Here is a 22,221-nt window from a genome sequence, read left to right on the forward strand (position 1 = left end):
GTGTTCGTGGTCGGTGTGTGAGGCGGGCGCGATGACCAGCCATTTCCCCGACAGGTCCGGCTGCTCCGCAGAAACCTCCAGCGGCTGCCACGTGATCTGGTAGCGCCACTCGCTCACCGCCGCGTATTCCCGCCGCGTACGCCACCACTGCGAGATGACAGGCAGCGCGTCACTGATCAGGCTCCGCTCCTGAGGGCCGGCGAGCCCCAGCAGTCCGGCGAGTTCCTCGGAGTCCTCCCGCTCCACGAGACGCCAGAAGCGCTCCTGCTCCGGGTCGGCGGCGACGCCGGCCGAACCGTCCGTGTCGTCGTCGCCCGGGAGTACGACGCTGGTGTCGGCGGCAGGCAGCAGCGGGCCCCAGTCGAGGTCTACGCCGGCGGCCCAGACCTGGGCCGCGCTGGTCTGCAACCGCTCCAGCCCACCGTCGTCGCGCCGCAGCGTGCCGGTGACGGTCACCTCCTGCCCCTGCTCCGCCGCGCTCTCCCCGATGCCCATCACCAGCACCGGATGGGCGCTGGACTCGATGAACACACCGGTACCGGCGGCCAGCAGCGCTCGCGTGGCGTCCTGGAACCGCACCGGCTCGCGCAGGTTCCGGTACCAGTACGCGGCGTCCATCCGCGCCCCGTCCGCGACCTCGCCGGTCACCGTCGAGTACATCGGTATGCGGCCCGCCGACGGGGTGAGCCCGGTGAGCCCACCCAGGATCCGCTCGCGCACCGCCTCCACATGCGGGGAGTGCGAGGCGTAGTCCACGGGAATGCGCCGCACGCGCAGCCCGCGCTCGTCACCGGCCGCCATGAACTCCAGCGCCGCCTCCACATCACCGGCGACCACCGTCGAGGACGGTCCGTTGACCGCGGCGATCCACAACCGTCCGGCCCACTTCTCCAGCACCTCCTCGGTGGTGGCGACCGGCGCGGCGACCGACAGCATCGCGCCTCCGCCGGCGATGTCCACGATCGCCGCGGACCGGGAGACCACGACGCGCACCGCGTCCTCCAGGGACAGGATCCCGGCCACGCAGGCCGCCGCGATCTCGCCCTGCGAGTGACCCACGACCGCGTCGGGGACCACACCCATCGACTCCCACACGCGGGCCAGGCCGACCATGACACTGAACATCAGCGGCTGGACGACGTCCACCCGCGCCACGTCCGCGGCCCCCGGCGCGCCGACGAGCACGTCCAGCAGTGACCAGCCCGCCAACTCCTCGACGATGGCCGAGATCCGGGCGACGACGCCAGCGAACTCCGGGCAAACCGTGAGGAGTTCACGGCCCATGCCCAGCCACTGCCAACCCTGCCCGGGGAACACCAGCGCCACCCGCGTGCCGCCGGATGCCGCCCGACCCGAGACGGCGCGGCCCGTCGTCATGCCCGACGCCGCCATGTGATCCAGTGCGGTCAGCAGGGCCGAGTCGTCCTTGCCGACGACCGCCAGCCGGTGCCGGAGCGCCGGGCGGGCCAGCAGCGCGCGGCCCACCGCGGTGGAGCCGGCACCTGATTCCCGTACGAAGGAGGCCAGTTCACCCGCCCTGGCGCGCAGACCGGTTTCCGTGTCGTCGGAGAGCGTCCAGGTGGTGGCCTGCGGGGCCGGGAAGTCCCGGTACCAGTAGTCCTGATGCTCCCAGGGGTAGGCCGGCAACTCGACTGGCGGGCGGGCCGGGCCCGCCGGCGCGACCGGGCGGTGACCGGCGGCGAACAGCTCGGCCGCCAGGAGCCCGGGCGTGGAGTCCTCGGCCAGGACGTCCACCGTGAGGTCGCACCACACGGTGGACTCCTCCTCGGCTCCCACGCCCAGGTCGCCGCCGATGCAGCGGCGCAGCGCGTCGCCCGACGTCAGCCGACCCGAGGCCCAGGCGGCGGTGACCGCGCCGACGCCCTCACCCACCGCGTCGTCGACCGTCACGCCGTACGAGCGCAACGCCTCGGTCGCGGCGGCCTGATGACAGAACGTCAGAGCGGGGCCGTCGAGCTCTTCCCTTCGCGCCCCGTCGAGCGTGTCGAGCAGGCGCAGGTACTCGTCCAGGGCCCTGCGGTACGCCGGGGAGACGGTCGCCCAGCGCTCTAGCGTCGCACGAGCGGGCAGGCGGTCGCCGAAGCGCAGGGCCACCGTGGCCCGCGCCCCCCGCTCGGCCTGGCCGGAGCGCGTGGTGGGACCGGCCTCGCCGAACGCGGCCTCCTCCAGCCCGGCCGCGAGCGACTGGGCGTCGGGGCCCACCACGGCGAGGCGGTGTTCCAGCCAGGCCCGCCGATGGGTGGCCGTGAAGATCAGGTCGTCCAGCCGCTCGGGCAGGGTGTCAAGACGCTCGGCGGTGCGCAGCGCCACGGACCGCAGCGCGGACGGGGTCGCGGCGCTGACCACCAACACGCGCTCGTGCACCTCGTCGTCCGGCGCCACGGGCGGCAGTACCGGGCCCCGGTACTGCTCGACGAGGACGTGGGCGTTGCTGCCGCTGAAGCCGAACGCGCTCACGCCGGCGCGCGCCGGCCGGGCGTGCTCGGGCCAGGGCCGCGGCTCGGGCACCAGGGCGACGGGCAGCCGGTCCCAGTCGATGCGGGTCGACGGCTTCTCCACCAGATGCGGGGGCAACTCACCGTTGCGCAGGGCGAGTACGACCTTCAGCAGACCCACCGCGCCCGCCGCCGCGCCCAGATGGCCGATGTTGGCCTTGGCCGAGCCGATGAGCAGCGGGTGCTCCGGGGCGCGGCCCGCGCCGAGGGACTCGGCCAGCGCGGACACCTCGATCGGGTCGCCGAGCGGCGTGCCGGTGCCGTGGGTCTCCACGTAGTCGACCTCGTGCGGTGCCCAGCCGGCCCGCTCGACGGCCTTGCGAACGACCTCGACCTGCGCCACCGGGTTGGGGACGGTGAGGCCTCCGGAGGCGCCGTCCTGGTTGACGCTGCTGGCGCGCAGCACGGCGTGCACCTCGTCGCCGTCGCGTACGGCCGCCGACAGCGGCTTGAGCACCAGGACCACGGCCCCCTCGCCGCAGGCGAACCCGTCGGCGCTCTCGTCGAACGTCTTGCACCGGCCGTCCGCCGCGAGGGCGTTGCTGCCCGCCATGGAGGCCATCAGCGGGCTGGGCGCGACGATGGCGCTGGCCCCGCCGACGACGGCGACCTCGCAGTCGCCGGTGCGCAGCGCCTGGCAGGCCAGGTGTACGGCGGTCAGCGCGGAGGAGCACGCGGTGTCCACGGTCATGCTGGGACCGCGCAGCCCGAGGATGTACGACAGCCGGCCGGCCAGCGCGGCGAACGACGTGCCGGTGCCGTGGTAGAGGTTCAGGCTCTCGCTGTCCATGTCCCGGGCGACCAGAAACTGGTAGTCCGCCATGGACAGACCGGCGTACACGCCCACCGGGCGGCCCTCGAGGGTGTCCGGCGGGCAGCCCGCGTGCTCCAGGGCCTCCCAGGCGCCTTCGAGGAACAGCCGTTGCTGCGGGTCGAGCAGCTTGGCCTCGCGCGGGGAGATCCGGAAGAACGGCGCGTCGAAGGACGCGATGTCGTCGAGGTAGGAGCCGGGAAGGGCGGCCACGTAGTCGAGTTCGGCCCAGACGGGGTCGCGCAGACGGTCTTCGGGGAAGTCCCCGTGGACGCCCTTGGCGCCGTGCAGCAGTTCCCAGAACTCCTGCGGTGTGGACGCGCCGGGCACCCGGCAGCTCATGCCGATCACGGCGATGCCCTCGTCGGCGGAGTGATCGTAGGCGGTGGGGGCGGGGGAGGGCGTGGGATCGGCCAGAGTGCCCACGGCCGCGGTCGCAGTCACACCCGTGGCCGCCGCAACGCCCGCGTCCGACGGCTGCGGCACCAACCCCGCCAGATGTTCCGCCAGTTCGTTCACCGTCGGATGCTCGAAGATGACGGTCGTCGGCAGGGAGATGCCCAGCCTTTGCTCCAACTGGGTGCGCAGCGCCACGGCGGTGGCCGAGTCGAGCCCCTGCTCGAAGAGGCCGCGTCGACGGGCCACGGGCTGGTCCTGGCCCAGGCCCAGCAGCTCGCGGACGATCCCGGTGAGCAGCTCACCGAGCCGTCCGACATCGGCGCCGGAGGCGGCAGCACGGGCCGGGACGGGCTGCGGTGCCACGGAGGCGGCGGCCGGAGCGGGCGGCGGGGTGGCGACAGCCGGCGCCGGGACGGGTGTCCCGCTCGGCACGGCGTACATCTCGGACGTCACCTGCCCCTGCTCGTCCAGCAGCGACACTCGGATCCGGGCGGGCGCCGTGCCACTGACGGCGGGCGCGGTGCGGGCGGGATCGGTGACGCCCTGGGCGCCGCGTTCCACGCCGGGCAGCCAGTATCGTCCGCCGCCCCAGGAAGGGACGGGCAGCGTACGGTAGCGGCTCGGGCGTCCGGTGACCGCCGACCAGGACACCGGGACGCCCGCGGTGTGCAGCCGGGCCAGCGCCCGGTGCGCGCCGAGCGTGCCGGGGGTGTCCTCGTCGAGCAGCGCGAGAGCCGGCGCCTGCCGGTCGCGCAGTCGCTGTGCCTCGGTGAGCGTGGCCGTCAGAACGGGGTGCGGGCCGATCTCGACGAGCGGGCGGTCCTCCTGGGCCAGCAGATCGTCCAGGGCGGGCCACAGGAGTACGGGGGCGGTGAGCGCGCGGGCCCAGTAGGCCGCCGTGAGCAGCGGGGAGTCGGTGCCCGCCTCGACGGTGGACGGCATCCGCACGCCGGGCGTCACCGGGGTGAGCGAGGCCAGCTCGTCCTCCAGGCGCGGCGCGAGGTCCGCCGCGAGTGGGCCGTAGGCGGCGATGCCGCCGTCCAGCGGACGGCACGGCAGCCCACGCGCCGTCAGCGCCTGAACGGCCCGCTCGGCCTCCTCGCGAGCCCCGGCGATCACCAGCGACTCGGGCCCGTCGACGGCGACCACGGCGACCGTCCCGCCGGCCGACTCCAGGACCTCGGTGACGGTGTCCTGTGCACCGGAAACCGCGAACCGCGCGCCACGATCGGCGACTTCGTCGAGCGCGGCGGCCAGGCGCAGGACGACCGTGGTGGCGTCTTCCAGGGTGAGCGCGCCGGCCACGGCGGCAGCGGCGACCTCACCCGGTCCCTGGCCGACGACCGCCGCCGGGACGACGCCCCGGGAGGTGAGCCAGCGAGCCGCGGCCACCTGGGCGGCGAAGGCCACGGGCAGCCGCGGCGACGGGTGATCCGCGCGCAGCGCTTCGAGCAGCGACCAGCCGGCCTCGGCGTGGATCAGCTCCGCGAGCGTGTCCAGGACCTCACGGACCTGCGCGTCGTCCTCGTAGAGGTCCATGACGCGGCCCGGCCGCCCGGTGCCGTGACCGGAGAAGACGAACACCGGGCCGGGTGCGCTCTCGGGGTCCGGGACATGGCCCGAGACACCCTCGCCCGGCGCGTCGAGGGCGCGCAGGATCTCCTCGCGGTCCTCGGCGACCACGACGTGGCGGTGTGCCTCGTGGGTGCTGCGGGTGGTGGTCGAGGCCGCGAGGTCGGCGAGGTCGGCCTCGTCGGTCAGCTCCGCCAACTCCCGCAGCAGCGCTACCTGTTCGGTCAGACCGGCGGCCGTGGACGCCGAGGCGGTCAGCGTGTACGGACGGCCGGCGGGACGCTCGACGGACGCCTGCCCGGGTGTGGGCGGCGCCTCCACGACGACGTGCACGTTGGTGCCGCTGAGTCCGAAGGCGCTGACGCCGGCCCGGACCGGCCGGTCCGCCGGGGCGAGCGGGGTGTTCTCGGTCGGCACGGTGACCGCGCCGCCGCGCCAGTCGACACGGGGGTTGAGCCGTTCGACGTACGGCTGCCGGGCCACTGTGCCCGAGCTGACCATCCACACCGACTTCAGCAGGCCGCCGATGCCGGCTGCCGCGTCCATGTGCCCGAGCAGCGCCTTGTGCGAGCCGATCAGCAGCGGGTTGTCCGCATCGCGCCCCTCGCCGTACACCGAGCCGATCGCGTCGACCTCGATGACATCGCCGATGGCCGTGCCGGTTCCGTGCGCCTCGACGTAGTCGACGTCGGTGGCGGCAAGGCCCGAGCGGCGCAGCGCCGTGCGCAACAGGTCCGCCTGGGCGACGGCGTTGGGGACGGTCAGGCCGAGGCTGGTGCCGTCGTTGTTGGTGGCCGAGCCGCGGATCACCGCGTGGATGCGGTCCTGGTCGGCCAGCGCGTCGGACAGCCGCTTGAGGACCACGACGCCCGCGCCCTCGCCACGCACGATTCCGTCGGCGTCCGCGTCGAACGGCCGGCAGCGGCCGGTCGGTGAGATCGCCCCGACCTGGCTGAGGAAGACACTGATGTCCGGGGTGATGAGCAGGCTGACACCGCCTGCCACGGCCGTGTCGCACTCGTCGGCACGCAGGCTCTGGCACGCCTGGTGCACCGCCAGCAGCGAGGAGGAGCACGCCGAATTGACCGTGCTCACCGGGCCGTTGAGGTCGAAGGAATAGGCGAGCCGACCGGCCGCGAAGCTGGCCTCCAAGCCGCTGACATGATGCCGGCCGATGTCGTCGATGCCGAGGGTGCGCGCGTGCAGCAGCTCGTAGTCCCGGGCCAGCACGCCGAGGACGACGGAGGTCCGGGTCCCGCGCCACTCCTCGCGTGTGCGGCCGGCGTCCGCCATCGCCTCCCACGCGACCTCCAGCACGAGGCGCTGCTGCGGGTCGAGCAGGCTCGCCTCGCGGGGGCTGATCCCGAAGTAGTGGGCGTCGAAGCGGTCGATGTCGTCGAGGAAGGCCCCCCGCCCGTTGGAGATGCCGCCGGGCCGGCCCGCCCGCTCGGCGTGCTCGGGTCCCCACCGGTCCGCCGGTACGTCCGAGAAGACGTCCGTCGCCTCGGTCAGCAGCCGCCCGAACGCGTCGAGGCTTCTGATCCGGCCGGGGAAGCGGCATCCCACACCGACGACGGCGATGGGCTCCATCATGTCGTCGGACTGCTTTCCGTTGCCGGAATCGGTGCTCATCAGTTCCCTCCGATTGGGCAGGACCCGGAAGTGGGAGAATCCGTCGGCGCGGGACTTCATCGGCGCAGGGCGACGGCCCGGCGATGCTATGAACGGCCGTCAGGGGGTGTCAGCCCCTATCCGCCCCCTAAAGACCGCCCGCCCGCGAAACCGGGGCGGGGCTCTGCCGGCAGGGCCGCTTCTAGGGGTGGCTACGGGTACCGGTGGCGGCCCCGCGCTCGCGAAGCTGGAAGGAACGGTCTGCGCGTTCGCCGGCCCGACGGCCGCGCAGGCACTCGGCATCCGCGCCGAGGTCCTTACACACGCGAGGAGTCCGCAGATGCAAGGGAAGGTCGCAGTCGTCACCGGCGCAGCCGGCGGCATAGGGGCGGCGGTGGTCCGCGCGCTCGCCGAGCAGGGCGCGACGGTCGCGGCGGTCGACATCACGGCGGGCGGACTGGACGTCCTGGTCAAGGAGTTGGACGCCGACGGGCTGACCGCGCACGCCTTCCCGGCCGACGTCTCCGACCTCGGCCAGGTGCGCGCGGTCGTCGCCGGGATCGAGCGGCGGCTCGGCCCGGTCGACCACCTGGTGAACGCGGCCGGAGTGCTGCGTCCGTCCGGCGTCGACGCCATCACGACGGCCGACTGGAACGACACCTTCGCGGTGAACTCCACCGGCGTGTTCCTGATGTCCCAGGCGGTCGTGGAGGGCATGGTCGCCCGCTCCTCGGGGGCCATCGTCACCATCGCCTCCAACGCGGCCGGCACCGCCCGCACCCACATGGCCGCCTACGCGGCGTCCAAGGCCGCGGCGATCGCGTTCACCAAGTGCCTCGGCCTGGAGGTCGGCCGGCACGGGGTGCGCTGCAACGTGGTCAGCCCCGGCTCCACCGACACCGACATGATGCGCACCCTGTGGTCCGGCGCCGACGGCGCGCAGAACGCCATCGACGGCTCCCTCCCGGCGTACAAGGTGGGCATCCCGCTGCTGAAGATCGCCCGTCCCCGGGACATCGCGGACGCGGTGGTCTTCCTGCTCTCCGACGCGGCCGGGCACGTCACCCTCCAGAACCTCACCGTCGACGGGGGCGCCACCCTCGGCGTCTGACGCCCGATCAGCAACAGGAAACCGGCCGTCCCGCGCACAGCGGGACGGCCGGTTCTCCGTAGGGGGCCGGTCAGTTGGTGTTCATGTTGCCCTGCCCGAAGCCGACCGTCCGTGTGTCGGTGTCCGTGGACGATCCCTCCAAAGGCACGTAGGGGACGGCCCGTTCGGCGGCCGCCCGGTAGCGGCCCCAGTCCGCCCGGCCCACCGCGGCAGACGCCCCGGAGAGGTCCGGTACGGCCCAGACGGCGTCCAGCAGCCGGCCGACCGGGATGGGATGCAGGCCCGAGGCCGCTAGCTCCGCGACACCGCCGCCTGCCGCCCCCTGCCACGGCCCGCAGGCCACGCTCAGCGCCGCCGTACTGGCCGTACGCCGCCTGAAGGCGAGTGCGTCGGCGTACTCGGCCGCCGCCGTCGCCACCGCCGCACCCGCACGGCCCGGAAGGGTGGCGAGCGGCGAGCACAGGAGCAGGAAGTCGAGGTCTCCGGCCTGTTCGTCGAGCAGCCGGGGAACAGCCGTGGCCTGCTCCAGCGCCTGCTCGAACCCGGCGCCGTCCCAGTCGGCCAGCGCCCGCTCGGGCGTCTCGGACGCCAGACGCACCACGCCCCGCACGGCGGGTCCGGCGCTCAGCGCCGAGGCGACCTCGGCCGGGTCGTCGGCGACCCGCGCCACCGAGCCGGCCCCCCGCGCGGTGAGCCAGTCCGCCGCCGCGAGCGCCTCCGGGCCGTCCCCGACGACGAGATAGGCGGCGTCTCCGCGGATCGCGGGCCCGGCGGCCCCGACGTCGAGCGGCCGCGTCCGCAGCCGCGCCTCGTACCAGCGTCCGCCGCGCCACGACAGCCGGCCCGACCCCGCCAACTGTGCGGCGCGGCCCAGCAGTTCGGCAGCGTCCGGCAGGGGTTCGGCGGCGGTCAGCTCGACGGACACGCAGGGCAGCTCGGGGTGTTCCCAGGCGGTCGTGCGGGCCAGCGCGGGGACGAGCCCGGCCTGCGGATCCGTGGTGCCGGAGCAGAGCACGAAGGCGGGCCGTTCCGTCGCACAGGCGCGCAGGAAGCCGCGTACCACCTGCGAGACGGCGGTGGTCTCGTCGTGCAGCAGCAGACCGGCGACCGTGGTGCCGCGTTCGGCGAGTTCCTTGCGGACCTGCTCGAACGCGTCCTCCGCCGCCGCGTCCAGCGGCAGCACCCCGTCATCGGCGCCGTCCGGCTGCGTGGCGGCTGCCAGCACGAAGGCGGGCACTCCGGCCAGCGCGAGCTGTTCGCGCCACTGTTCCGCGGCGGCGGTGTCGGCGCTGTGGATCAGCCAGCTGCCGTCGCGCGCGCCGGGCACCGCCGTGCGCAGGGCGCCCGCGAGGGGCTGCCAGTGCAGTTCGTGCGCCATGAGTCCCACGGCGGCCGTCGGCGACTGTTCGTCCTCGGCCGGCCGCAGCCGCAACCCCTCGGCGACCAGCAGCGGTTCGCCCTGCTCGGAGGTGACCTCAAGCGTGACCGAACCCTCCGGGCGGCGCTGTGCCGTCACCCGCGAGGCGGCCGGCAGCGAGCCGTGCACCGTGATCCGGTCGATCGAGGCGACCGTGCGCAGCACCGGCGCCGGATCGTCCTCGGCCGCCAGCGCCGCGATCCGCAGGACCGTCTCCAGGAGCGCGGGAGGCAGGTGCCAGGGGCCGGCGGCGGTCGCGGTGTGCTCCACGACCGCTTCGGCGCGTCCGGGGCCGGTGTACAGCGCGGTGACCCGGCCCGCCGCCTGCTCCTGCGGTACGCCCAGCCGCCACAGCCGCCGGTGCCACTGCTCGGGGTCCGATTCCTCGGGCCGGTCGCGGTCGTCGGCGCGCTCGGCGTCCGGGCCGCCCACCCGTGCGGTGAACGACGGCTGCCACCCGGCGCCCGCGCGCACGAAGCCCCGTACCCGCTCGCCGCCTTCCTCCTCCTCGCCGACCGTCTGAAGAACGAGCGGTGCGTCGGCGGGCAGTTCCGGTACGGCGTGCAGGCGCACCTCGCGCAGGGTGCGCGGGGCGTCCTGCGGGGCCCGGCCGTGCCGGGCCGCCGCCAGCGCCCAGTCGACGAGGGCGGCGGGGGAGAGCAGCGCGGTGCCGTGCACACGCGGCAGCGCGGCCCCGGCCGGGGTACCGTCGGCGACCCGTCCGCCGAACCGGCGTTCGCCCGTGCCGGCCAGCTCGATCGGAGCACCCAGCAGCGGGTGGGCCGCGGCCCCCGGCAGCGGCTGCGGGGCGGCACCGTCGGGCGGCACCAGCCAGTGGCGCCGGCGCTGGAAGGGGTAGGTCGGCAGGTCCACGCGCCGGGCCGTGTGGCCTTCGAGGGCCGGTTCCCAGTCCACGGTAACCCCGTCGGCGTACAGGGCGGCCAGGGCGGACAGCAGCGCCCGCGGCCCGTCGTCCGGCTCGTCGGATCCGGTCAGCAGGCTTACGGGCAGCAGGGTCCGTCCGGGCTCGCCCTGGCCGGCGGCGGCGCGGGCGACCAGCGGGGCGAGCGCGGCCCGCGGATCGAGGTCCACGAACCGGCTCACGCCCCGGGCGAGCAGAAGCCGTACGGCGTCGACGAGACGGCTGGGCTGCGTCAAGCGCCCGGCCCAGAACTGCGCGTCCGCCAACTTGCGTGCGGTGACGGCCTGTCCATCGCTTCCGGAGACCAGGGGCACGTTCGGCTCGGCCGCCGACAGCTCGGCGACCGCGCTCCTCAGGGCAGCGGGGTCGACGGTCCGCACGACATGGGTCTGCTCCAGCGCGCGGACGCCACGGCCCTGGGCCCGCAGGCGTTCGGTGAGGGCGGCGATCGCGTCCGTCGGCCCGGTGAGGACCGTGGCGTCCGGCTCGTCCATCGCGGCGACGACGATGTCGCCCCCGGCCACCTCCGTCTGCTCGCGCAACTCGTCCTCTCCGGCCCGCACCGACACCGACGCGACAGACGCGAGACCCGCGCAGGGCTCCCCATCCGCCTCCCGGGCCAGGGCCGTTGCCAGGACGCAGGCGTCGTCCAGGCCGAGCGCCCCGGCGGCGTGCGCGGCGGCGACCTCACCGAGGCCGAACCCGGCCACCTGCCGGGGCGCCGCCCCGAAGGCGGTCAGCAGCCGGTGCAGGGCCACTTGCAGCGCGAACCCGGCGAGGCGGGAGGCGGCAGGGGAGGCGTAGGGCCGCGCGGCGTCGAGCAGTGCGGCGCGTACCGATCCGTCCAGCCGCTCACAGACCTCGTCCAGCGCACGGGCGAACAGCGGGAATGCCGTGTACAGCCCCAGCGCGCCGCCGGGCCGCGCCGGGGAGCCGCCGCCGAACAGCAGCGCCGCGTGGCCGCGCGGGTCGGCAGCGCCCTGTACCGCACCGGCGTCGGTGTGCCCGGCGGCGAGCGCGTCGAGGCTCGCCAGCAGTTCCTCGCGGTCGCCGCCGACGACGACGGCCCGGTGCCGGAAGGCGGGACGGCCGCGGACCAGGGCGGCCGCCGTATCACGGGGATCGGCGTCGCCGACCGCCTCGCGCAGCCGTGCCGCCAGCTCGCGCAGCGCCGCCGGCGTGCGCGCGGACAGTGGCCAGGCCACCGGCGCGGCGGGGGAGGGGGCCGGCTCGGCGCTCTCCTCGGCGGGGGGCTCCTCCAGGACCAGGTGGGCGTTGGTCCCGCTCAGGGTCAGACAGGACACGGCGGCCCGGCGCACCCGGTCACCGGCCGGCCAGGGGCAGGCCTCGGTGGCCAGCTCGACCGTGCCGGACGACCAGTCGGCGTGCGGCGTCGGCGCGTCCACGTGCAGCGTCGCCGGGACCCGCTCATGGCGCAGCGCCATCACCAGCTTGGTGATGCCGGCGATCGCGCCGACCGTCTGCGTGTGGCCGATGTTGGACTTCACCGAGCCCAGCAGCACCGGATGTTCGGGGGAGTGCTCGCTGCCGTAGACGGTGATGACGGAACTGGCCTCGACGCCGTCGCCGAGGGTCGCGCCGACGCCGTGGCCCTCGACCACGTCGACGCTCTCGGCGGACAGCCGGGCGTCGGCCAGCGCCTGCCGGATGACCCGCTCCTGCGCCTGGCCGCGCGGAGCGGACATGCCATTGGTCGCGCCGTCCTGGTTGATCGCCGAGCCCCGGACGACGGCGAGCACCGGATGACCGTTGCGCCGCGCGTCCGAAAGCCGCTCCAGCAGCAGCATCCCCGCGCCCTCCGACAGGCTCACCCCGTCGGCGGCGGCCGCGAACGACCGGGAACGGCCGTCCGGGGACAGCTTCCCGGTGCGGCGGAACTCCAGCAGCGTGGTCGGCAGCGACATCACCGCGGCCCCGCCGGCCAGCGCCAGCGTGCACTCGCCGTTGCGCAGCGCCTTGCACGCCAGATGCACCGCCACCAGCGAGGACGTGCACTGTGTGTCCACGGTGACGGCCGCGCCCAGCAGGCCCATCAGATAGGCGACCCGGCCCGAGCCGGCGCCCACCGAGTTGCCGAAGCCGAGATAGTCCTGGATGTCCGGGCCCGGGGGCTCGCGCAGCAGCAGCGGGTAGCCCGCGAATTGGAGGCCCGCGTACACCGCCGTACGGGTCTCCTTGGCGGACGTCGGGTCGATCCCGGCCCGTTCGAACGCCTCCCACGCGGTCTCCAGCAGCAGCCGCTGCTGCGGGTCCGTGGCCAGGGCCTCGGCCGCCTCCATGCCGAAGAACTCGGCGTCGAACTCGTCGGCGTCGTGCAGGAACCCGCCCTGCAGCCCCGGCAGGGAGCCGGCCAGGTTCCAGCCCCGGTTCTCCGGCAGCCCGGACAGCGCGTCCTCGCCGCCGTCGACCAGCCGCCACAGGTCCTCCGGCGAGCGCACGCCGCCGGGGAACCGGCAGCCGATCCCGATGATCGCCACCGGCTCGTGGTTCTTCGCCTCCTCGGCCGCCAGCCGCCCGCGTGCCTGGCGCAGTTCGGCCGTCGCCTTCCGCAAATACCTCTGAAGCTTCTCTTCGTCCGCCATGGGGCGCTGGGCTCCTCAGAACAAGGCGGCCCCCGGCCGGTGCCGTGGCGTCGGGCGCGGCACCGGCCGGGGGCCGCCGGGGTCGGTTCGGGGTGTGCGGTACGTCAGCTCACAGCTCCGAGAGCGGCGTCAGATGGCAGTCCTGGATGTCGTACAGCTTCCATTCACCGTTGACCTCGACGTACGCCTCCAGCTTGAAGTGGCGCTCGTCGATGGGGACGTAGGAGTCCTTGGAACGGGTGCGCACGCCCACCTCGCCCAGCACGTGCTCGCCGATGAACTCCAGGTGGTCGCCCTGCCAGCCGACCGACGTGGAGACGCCGAGCGTTCCCAGGGTGTCCACGTAGTACGACTCGAAGTGCTGGTCGACCTCGCTCCAGCCGATGATCCACTTGCCTTCGAGCTTCGGCGAGCCGTCCGCGTAGGTGGACTTCAGGTCCATCTGGTAGTAGTGCCCGCCCATGATGGGCTGGGTCAGCGCCTCCATCTTCACGCCGGTGTCGAAGGAGACGGTCATCCTGCCGAGCAGGAAGTCGAGTTCCTTCATTCGCGGGGAGACTCCCGTGTCCTTCTTCACCGGGCGGGCGGTGGGACGGTGGTTGTCGAGGTAGTCGGCGACCTTCTCGTCCTCGGCGGTCGGCGTGCTGTCGGTCATCGTTGGCTCCTCATGTCGTGCCGGGGTGAACAGGTGGTGGTCAGGCGCCCGGGCGGGCCGCGAGCTCGCGGACGGCCGAGGCGATGGTGCGTACGCTCTTCAGGTCCCGCGCGCTGATGCGTGACGGCGGGACCTTGACGCCCAGCTCGTCGTGGATGTGGTTGAGGAGCAGCACGGTGTTCAGGGAGTTGAGGACCCCCCAGGCGAGCAGCGGGGTGTCCACCTCCAGCTCGCCCTTCGGGTCACCGTCCAGGAATCGCTCCCGGATGAACTCGGTGATGGCCCGGGTGACCTCGTCGGTCCCGGTGACGTCGGTCATCTGACATTCCTTCCGATACGGTGCGAGGTCACTGGAGTGCGGCCGCCAGCGCGGCGCGGTCGGCCTTGCCGTTACGGGTGCGCGGCAGCTCGGCGGCGGTACGGAACTCGTCGGCGACCATGTAGCGCGGCAGGCGCTCGGCGCAGTGCCGGCGCAGCTCCAGCACGCCGACGTCCAGGCCCTTGGCGGGCACGACGAAGGCCACCAGGCGGGCCTCGATTCCGCTGCCCACGACAAGGGCCACGGCCTCGGCGACCGCAGGGTGCGCGGTCAACGCCGCCTCCACGTCGCCGAGTTCGATGCGGTGGCCGCGCACCTTCACCATGTGGTCGCGGCGGCCGACGTAGTCGAAGAGCCCGGGTTCGAGGACCCGCACCACGTCCCCGGTCGGGTACGGTCCCCGGTGCGGCTCGTTGCCCCAGTAGCCGAGCATCACCGTCGGGCCGTCGGTGATCAGCTCACCTTCCTCGCCGGGGCCGCAGACCTCGCCGTCGGGCCGCCGCGCCCAGACGCGGTCGCCGGAGCAGGCGACGCCGATCGGCACCGGCCGGTCGCGCTTCAGGTCCTGCGGCCGTACCTCGTGGAAGGTGCAGACGTTCGTCTCGGTGGGCCCGTACAGGTTCAGCAGCCGGGCCTGCGTCCAGCCGGCCAGCGCGCGCACCTGGGCGATGGGGAACGGCTCCCCGGCGAACAGCACCGCGCGCAGCCCGGCCGGCGGCTGTCGCTCCAGCAGCCCGCCCTCGCGCATCATCAGCGTCAGCGCGGACGGCACCGAATACCACACCGTGATCTGCCGGTCGTACAGGAACTCCACCAACTGTGCGGGCGCATAGGCGAGTTCGGCGGCGATCAGATGGACCGACGCGCCCGCGGAGAAGGCCGCGTACAGGTCGAGGACGGACAGGTCGAAGTTGAGCGGCGCGTGGTTGGCGAACCGGTCGGCGGGACCTGGGGCGAGCTCCTCGACCGCCCACTCCACGAACGCCAGGGCGTTGCGGTGGCTGATGCAGACGCCCTTCGGGGCGCCCGTCGAACCGGAGGTGTACAGGATGTAGGCGAGGTCGTCCGGATCCACCGGCTCGTCGATCCGCGCGTCCTGCGGCTCGTCCGTGCCGTGCTCCCGCGCCGCCGACAGCTCCGCGACGGCGATCTCACCGGCGAGCAACTCGCCCAGCGGGCCGGTGCGTTCCTCGGTGGTCAGCACCACCCGGGCCGCGCAGTCGCGGGCCAGCACCGCGACCCGGTGCTCGGGCGCCGAGCCGTCGGCGGGCACATAGGCGGCACCGAGCCGCAGCACCGCCTGCATCGCGGTGATCACCGCCGCGGACTTGTCGCCCCAGAGCACCACCCGGTCGCCCCGGCCCACGCCGAGCGCCCGCAGCCCGCGGGCCAGCCGGTCCGCCCTGGAGTCCAGCTCCGCGTACGTCAGTTCCCCGTCCGCGGCCACGATCGCCGTACGCTCGCCGTGCACCTTCGCCGCGTCGGCCACCAGTCGATGAAGAATCACAGTCCCAGGTCCTTCGCGATGAGCTCGCGCTGGATCTCCGTGGTGCCGGAGAACAGCGTGCTGGGCACCGAGTCGCGCAACTGCTCCTCGGCACCGCCGGCCAGATACCCCCGGCCGCCGAACAGCTGCACCGCGTCGGTGGAGTTGTGCACGGCCGCCTCGGAGACCGCGACCTTCGACAGGGCGACCGCGGCCACCGGGTCACGGCCCTCGTCCATCAGCCAGCACGCCCGGTACAGCAGCAGCTGGGCACTCTCCAGCCGCTGCCGCATCACCGCGACCTTGTGCGAGACGCCCTGGAACTCGCCGAGCCGGTGTCCGAACTGCCGCCGCTGTGAGACGTGTTCGACGACCTGCCCCAGCTGGCGCTCCATCATCCCGAGGTAGATCCCGAACAGGCAGGCCCGCTCCCATGCCATGGAGTGCTGGAAGACGGCCGAGCCCTGCCCCTCCTCGCCCAGCAGATACTCCTCGGGAACCGCGCACTCCTCGAAGTGCACCTGACCGGCCAGACAGCCCGTCAGCCCCATCTTCGGCAGCGGCGAGCCCAGGACCAAACCCGGCCTCCGGCTCGGCAGCCCGAACGCCGACATCCCGAGGAATCCGGCGTCCGGATCGGTCACCGCGTAGGTGACCACCACGTCGGCGACCGGAGCATTGCTGGCCCACGACTTGCGCCCGTCCAGGACGAACCCGGAACCGGCCCGCCGCGCGGCCGTGCGCAGCGCGCCCACATCCGAACCGGCCTCGTCCTCCGTCATCGCGTTCGAGGCGATCAGCTCACCCGAGGCCAGCCCGGCCAGCAGCTCACCGCGCGCCTTCTCGGACCCGAAATCCCGCACCGGCACCGCACAGGCCAGCAGATGCGCCGCCACCGCGAACGCCAGACCCAGGTCCGCGCAGCCACGGCCGAACGCCTGCAGACACAGCGCCGTGTCCAGTGCGCCCAGACCGCCCCCGCCCACATCGCGTGGCAGACACAGGCCGGTCAGCCCCAGCCGGCCGGCCTCCCGGAACGCCGCACGGGTGGCGTCGGGATCGTCCGTGCCCACCGGTCCTTGGCCCCAGCGGGCACTCGCTTCCTCGAAAATGGTGTCGCAGCGTTTCTGCTGCTCGAAAGAGACTCCGAAATCCATGGGTGAGGGGAACCTCATCGTGATGAGTCGCATTCACCGGAGACCCGGACGGGCGGCCGGATAAAGCGCCAAGCGGATGGTCGGGAATTTCGCGATCGCTCTTCCGAATGAGCGTCGGCACGCTTGAGCAGATTAGGTGCGGCCGTTCACGGACGTCACCCCCTACCGGCCCCTATCCCCGCCCCGCCGTTCGCGTCCCCACCCAACCGGCGGACTCGGTAGGGGTGTTCGGATCACCCCGGTCACCGGCGGCTCGCGCCCGGACGCGCAGGTTAGGGGTTCCGCGACCCGTCACCACCGGCACACCATGGGGCCCGCGCCCGGTCCGTCGTCCCCCGGTGCAATAAGGGCTGAATCCCACGGATCAACTTCGCGTATTCCGGCAGGTTCATCTGCGTACCGCGCAAGGAGACAATTGACATGCAGCGGCTGACCGACTCCTTTCCCTTTCCCGGGGAGAAGCAGTCAGCGGGGAAAAGGGCAGGGCAGCAGCCTGACTGGCAGGACCACGCCGACCTCGCCCGTATCCGCTCGGAACTCGCCGCCCGACCGGGCCTCGTCACCGCCGAGGACACGGCGGCCCTGCGCCTGTTGCTCGCCGATGTGGCGGCCGGCGCCGCCCACGTCATCCAGGCGGGCGACTGCGCCGAGGACCCCGACGAATCCACCGCCGACTACGTGGCCCGCAAGAGCGGACTGCTCGACCTGCTCGCCGCGACCATGCAGATGAACACCCACAGACCGGTGGTCCGCGTCGGCCGCATCGCCGGCCAGTACGCCAAACCCCGCTCCCGCCCCACCGAGACCGTCGGCGGGCGCGAACTGCCCGTCTACCGCGGCCACATGGTCAACAGCCCCGACCCCGACCCGCGGCTGCGCCGCCCCGACCCGTGGCGCATGCTCGACTGCTACCGCGCCGCCGCCGACGTCGTCGGTCACCTCGGCTGGACCGGCACCGACCGCCACTGGTCGCGCGCGCCGCGTGTCTTCACCAGTCACGAGGCCCTCGTCCTCGACTACGAGACACCCCTGGTGCGCCACGACGGGGACGGCAGGCTTCACCTCGCCTCCACCCACTGGCCCTGGGTCGGCGAACGCACCCGCTGCCCGGACGGAGCCCACGTCGCCCTGCTCGCCTCCGTGACCAACCCGGTCGCCTGCAAGGTCGGCCCCGGCATGACCGAGGACGGCCTGCTGCGCCTGTGCGCCCTGCTCGACCCGCACCGGGAACCCGGTCGGCTCACCCTCATCTCCCGCATGGGGGCCCCCGCCGTCGCCGACCGGCTGCCCCCCCTCGTCAAAGCGGTGCAGGCCGCCGGGCACCCCGTGATCTGGCTCTGCGACCCGATGCATGGCAACACCGTCACCACGCCCGCGGGGCTCAAGACCCGTCACCTCGACACCGTTCTGCGCGAGGCCGAGCACTTCCACTGCGCCGTGAGGTCCGTCGGAGGCGTGGCCGGCGGCCTGCACCTGGAGGTCACCCCTGACACGGTCACCGAATGCGTGAGCAGCGTCGACCGCGAGACACAGGTCGCCGAGAAGTACACCACCCTGTGCGACCCACGGCTCAACCCCGAGCAGGCCGTGTCCGTCGCCGCCTCCTGGACCGCGTAGCACCGCGCCCGACCCACCAGCCGAGGAAGACGATGCCAGGGATACCCCCCATCACCGACTACCCGATGCCGACCGCGGACCAGCTGCCTGCCAACACCGCGCACTGGACCGTGGACCCCGCCCGGGCCGTTCTGCTCGTCCACGACATGCAGCGCTATTTCCTGCGGGCCTTCCCCGAAGGCGGTTGCCGCGACACCCTCGTCGCCAACGCCGCCCGCCTGCGCCGACGCTGCGCCGGGCTCGGCGTCCCGGTCGCCTACACCGCCCAGCCGGGCGGCATGACCGAACAGGAACGCGGTCTGCTGAAGGACTTCTGGGGCTCCGGAATGACCGTACGTCCCGAGGACCGGCAGGTCCACGAGCGCCTGGCACCGGCCGACGGCGACTGGACCCTCGTCAAGTGGCGCTACAGCGCCTTCTTCCGCTCCGGACTCCTCGAACGCCTCCGCGCCGAGGGCCGCGACCAGCTCGTCCTGTGCGGCGTGTACGCCCACGTCGGTGTCCTCGTCACCGCCATCGAGGCGTACTCGCACGACATCCAGACCTTCCTCGCCGCCGACGCCGTCGCCGACTTCTCCGCCGAGCACCACCAGCAGGCCCTGCACTACGCGGCCGGACGCTGTGCCATGGTCCGTACCACCGACGACCTCCTGGCCGAACTCGGCGGCACACTCGCCGCTCATGCCGGCCACGCCGACCGGGGGAGCGCCTGGTGACGAAGCCCGCTGAGGAACTGCTGCGCCGGGTGCTCGCGGACGAGCAGCCGGCCTTCGTCCTGCTGCACCGCCCCGAAGCCTCCGGCAACGACCATCTCGACCTGCTGCTCGGCGACGTGTCCACCCCCGCCACCCTGGCCGAGCTCCCCGTCGCCGGCAGCCCGGCCACGCCCGGCACGGCCACCGCCGACCTGTTCGTGCTGATCCCCTACCGGCAGATCGCCGAACGCGGCTACGACTGCGTCGACGACGGAGCGCCGCTCGTCGCCCTGCACGTCACCGACCAGGCCGCCCTCCCCGTCGCCACCTTCCTCGACCACGTCCCGGACCGGCCCATCCAGGTCACCGGCGGCCACTTCGACACCGACGACACCGCCTACGCCGAGATCGTCCGCACGATCATCGACACCGAGATCGGCGAGGGCGAGGGCGCCAACTTCGTCATCCGGCGCTCCTTCGTCGCCGACATCAGCGACTACGAATCCGCCACCGCGCTCGTCCTCTTCCGCCGGCTGCTGGAGCGCGAGACCGGCGCCTACTGGACGTTCGTCGCGCACACCGGCGAGCGCACCTTCGTCGGCGCCACCCCCGAACGCCACATCACGCTCGACGACGGCATCGCGGTCATGAACCCCATCAGCGGCACCTACCGCTACCCGGCGGCCGGACCCACCTTCGAAGGCATGAAGGAATTCATCGCGGACCGCAAGGAGACCGACGAGCTCCACATGGTCCTCGACGAGGAACTCAAGATGATGGCCCGCATCTGCACCAGCGGCGGCCGCGTCTCGGGCCCCCACCTGCGGGAGATGGCGCGGCTCGCGCACACCGAGTACTTCATCGAGGGCCGCAGCGCACGGGACCCGCGGGACATCCTGCGCGAGACCCTGTTCGCCCCGACCGTCACCGGCAGTCCCCTGGAGAGCGCCTGCCGCGTGATCCGCCGCCACGAACCCGAAGGCCGCGGCTACTACAGCGGAGTCGCCGCCCTCATCGGTCACGACCGCCGGGGCAACCCCTCCCTCGACTCCGCCATCCTCATCCGTACGGCGGACATCGACCGCACCGGGCGCGTCTCCATCGGCACCGGCGCGACCCTCGTACGCCACTCCGACCCGGCCGCCGAAGTCGCAGAGACCTGGGCCAAGGCCTCCGGACTGCTGTCCGCGCTGATGACCGACACCTCCACGAGCTTCGCCGACCACCCCGAGATCGCCGGCGGCCTCGCCGACCGCAGCGGAACCATCGCCGCCTTCTGGCAGGCCGACAACCAGGACTACGACCGCCCCGACCCGCAGCTCGACGGCCGCCGCGTCCTCGTCATCGACGCCGAGGACACCTTCACCGAGATGATCAACCTCCAGCTCAGGTCGATCGGACTGGCAGTCACCGTGCGCCGCTTCGACGAGCCCTACGACTTCGAGGGCTTTGACCTCGTCGTCATGGGCCCCGGTCCGGGCGACCCCCGGGACGATGACAGCCCCAAGATCGCCCACCTGCGCGCGGCCGTACGCACACTGCTCGCCGAACGGCACGCCTTCCTCGCCGTCTGCCTCAGCCACCAGGTGCTCAGCCGCGAACTCGGCCTGCCGCTCGCCCCGTGCACGGTGCTCAACCAAGGCGTCCAGAAGGAGATCGAGCTGTTCGGCCGCACCGAACGGGTCGGCTTCTACAACAGCTTCACCGCCCTCAGCCGCGACGACAAGGCCGACTGCCCCGGCGTCGGCGTCGTGGAGATCTGCCGGGACACCGTCACCGGCGAGGTGCACGCCCTGCAGGGACCGCACTTCGCGTCCCTCCAGTTCCACGCCGAATCGGTGCTCACCCAGGACGGCGTACGAATCCTCAGCACCCTCGCGAAACGGGTGCTGGCGATGTAGACGCGATCTCCTGCCACCGCTTCCACGCGGCCGACCACTGACCCGGGCACCGATTTCTCAGGATCCTTCGAAAGGCTGGACTGATCTCCATGGCGGACGAGCAGAAGACCGTTGAATACCTTCGGCGTGTGACTGCGGACCTGCACAAGACGCGTCGGCGTCTGCACGAGGTCGAGTCCAGCATGATGGAGCCCATCGCGGTCGTCGGCATGGCCTGCCGCTTCCCGGGCGGCGTGCGCTCGCCCGAGCAGCTGTGGGACCTGGTTGCGGACGGCGTCGACGCCATCACCGACATCCCCGGCGACCGCGGCTGGCCGGACGACGTCTTCCACCCGGACCCCGAGCACACAGGCACCTCCTATGTCCGGCGCGGCGGTTTCCTGGACGATGTGGCGGGTTTTGACGCGGAGTTCTTCGGGATCTCCCCGCGTGAGGCGCTGGCGATGGACCCGCAGCAGCGGCTGCTGCTGGAGACGTCGTGGGAGGTGCTGGAGCGTGCGGGTCTGAACCCGCGGGCGCTGAAGGGGAGTTCGACGGGAGTGTTCGTCGGCGCCTCCACCTCCGCCTACATCCCCGACATGGACAACGTCCCAGAGAAGATCGCCGGTTTCACGATGGCCGGCAACCTGGCGAGCGTCCTGTCGGGCCGGGTGTCCTACTGCTTCGGCTTCGAGGGTCCCGCGGTCTCGGTCGACACCGCGTGCTCGTCCTCGCTGGTGGCGCTGCATCTGGGCGTGCAGTCCCTGCGGCAGGGGGAGTGCACTCTGGCGCTGGCCGGTGGTGTCGCCGTCCTCGCCAGTCCCACCCCCTTCGTCGAGTTCTCCCGTCAGCGGGGCCTCGCCCCGGACGGCCGCGCCAAGCCGTTCTCGGCCGACGCCGACGGCACCGCCTGGGCTGAGGGCGTCGGGATGCTGGCGTTGGAGCGGTTGTCGGATGCGCGGCGCAATGGGCACAGGGTGCTGGGTGTGGTGCGGGGTTCGGCGGTGAACCAGGACGGTGCGAGCAGTGGTCTTACGGCGCCGAACGGGCCGTCGCAGGAGCGGGTGATCCGGGCTGCGCTGGCCAGTGCGGGGTTGTCGGTGGCGGATGTGGACGCGGTGGAGGCGCACGGGACGGGCACGAAGCTGGGTGACCCGATCGAGGCGCAGGCACTGATCGCGACGTACGGCCAGGAGCGGGACGGAGGCGGTCCGGTCCGGATCGGGTCGGTGAAGTCCAACATCGGGCACACACAGGCCACTTCGGGCATCGCAGGCGTGCTGAAGATGCTCATGGCGTTGCGGCGGGAGGAGCTTCCGCGTTCGCTGCACATCGGTGAGCCGAGTCCGTTCGTGGAGTGGTCTGCCGGTTCGGTGGAGTTGCTGACGGAGGCGGTGGCGTGGCCGCGTGGGGAGCGGGTGCGGCGGGCGGGTGTGTCGTCGTTCGGGGT

At 73.1% G+C, this 22,221-nt stretch carries 11 protein-coding genes; 5 read left to right on the forward strand and 6 right to left on the reverse strand.

What is annotated here, in order from left to right; genetic code table 11:
• Window positions 1-6,930, reverse strand: a 6,930-nt coding sequence (locus tag RMT89_RS36900) for a polyketide synthase (RefSeq protein WP_315888130.1), incomplete at its 3' end; no start/stop codon positions are given.
• Window positions 6,931-7,249: 319 nt separating this feature from the next.
• On the opposite strand from RMT89_RS36900, the gene RMT89_RS36905 reads away from it, so the two are divergent.
• On the forward strand, window positions 7,250-8,020 hold the full coding sequence (locus RMT89_RS36905; RefSeq protein ID WP_315888131.1) for a 2,3-dihydro-2,3-dihydroxybenzoate dehydrogenase: 771 nt from the start codon (window positions 7,250-7,252) through the stop codon (window positions 8,018-8,020).
• A gap of 70 nt (window positions 8,021-8,090) precedes the next feature.
• Here the strand turns inward: RMT89_RS36905 and RMT89_RS36910 are convergent, their stop codons facing one another.
• The 5 genes from RMT89_RS36910 to RMT89_RS36930 all read right to left on the reverse strand — a co-directional run bounded on the left by RMT89_RS36910 (window position 8,091) and on the right by RMT89_RS36930 (window position 16,579).
• Window positions 8,091-12,962: a polyketide synthase gene (locus RMT89_RS36910; protein ID WP_315888132.1), complete on the reverse strand. Its 4,872-nt coding sequence runs from the start codon at window positions 12,960-12,962 to the stop codon at window positions 8,091-8,093.
• Between the two features lie 109 nt (window positions 12,963-13,071).
• Complete coding sequence (locus tag RMT89_RS36915) at window positions 13,072-13,617, reverse strand: DUF1579 family protein (protein ID WP_315888133.1); 546 nt, start codon at window positions 13,615-13,617, stop codon at window positions 13,072-13,074.
• Between the two features lie 40 nt (window positions 13,618-13,657).
• A complete protein-coding gene (locus RMT89_RS36920) occupies window positions 13,658-13,936 on the reverse strand; it encodes an acyl carrier protein (protein WP_315888134.1) in 279 nt (92 codons plus the stop codon).
• Between the two features lie 28 nt (window positions 13,937-13,964).
• Window positions 13,965-15,440 (reverse strand): amino acid adenylation domain-containing protein, encoded by a 1,476-nt coding sequence (locus RMT89_RS36925; protein ID WP_399498661.1) that lies wholly within the window; start codon window positions 15,438-15,440, stop codon window positions 13,965-13,967.
• Window positions 15,440-16,579: an acyl-CoA dehydrogenase family protein gene (locus RMT89_RS36930; RefSeq protein WP_315888136.1), complete on the reverse strand. Its 1,140-nt coding sequence runs from the start codon at window positions 16,577-16,579 to the stop codon at window positions 15,440-15,442. Before RMT89_RS36930 ends, RMT89_RS36925 begins: the two co-directional genes overlap by 1 nt.
• Before the next feature lie 420 nt (window positions 16,580-16,999).
• Here RMT89_RS36930 and RMT89_RS36935 point away from each other — a divergent pair, with 420 nt between their 5' ends.
• From RMT89_RS36935 to RMT89_RS36950, 4 genes are all read left to right on the forward strand, one after another.
• Window positions 17,000-18,196, forward strand: a complete 1,197-nt coding sequence (locus RMT89_RS36935) for a 3-deoxy-7-phosphoheptulonate synthase (protein WP_315888137.1) — start codon at window positions 17,000-17,002, stop codon at window positions 18,194-18,196.
• 32 nt (window positions 18,197-18,228) lie between these two features.
• On the forward strand, window positions 18,229-18,912 hold the full coding sequence (locus RMT89_RS36940) for an isochorismatase family protein (protein ID WP_315888138.1): 684 nt from the start codon (window positions 18,229-18,231) through the stop codon (window positions 18,910-18,912).
• Entirely contained in the window at window positions 18,909-20,792 is a 1,884-nt protein-coding gene (locus tag RMT89_RS36945) for an anthranilate synthase family protein (RefSeq protein ID WP_315888139.1), read from the forward strand. Before RMT89_RS36940 ends, RMT89_RS36945 begins: the two co-directional genes overlap by 4 nt.
• Before the next feature lie 89 nt (window positions 20,793-20,881).
• On the forward strand, window positions 20,882-22,221 hold a 1,340-nt coding region (locus RMT89_RS36950; RefSeq protein WP_315888140.1), incomplete at its 3' end, for a beta-ketoacyl synthase N-terminal-like domain-containing protein.

The sequence above is a fragment of the Streptomyces sp. P17 genome (assembly GCF_032436805.1).
In the GTDB taxonomy this organism is placed as follows: domain Bacteria; phylum Actinomycetota; class Actinomycetes; order Streptomycetales; family Streptomycetaceae; genus Streptomyces.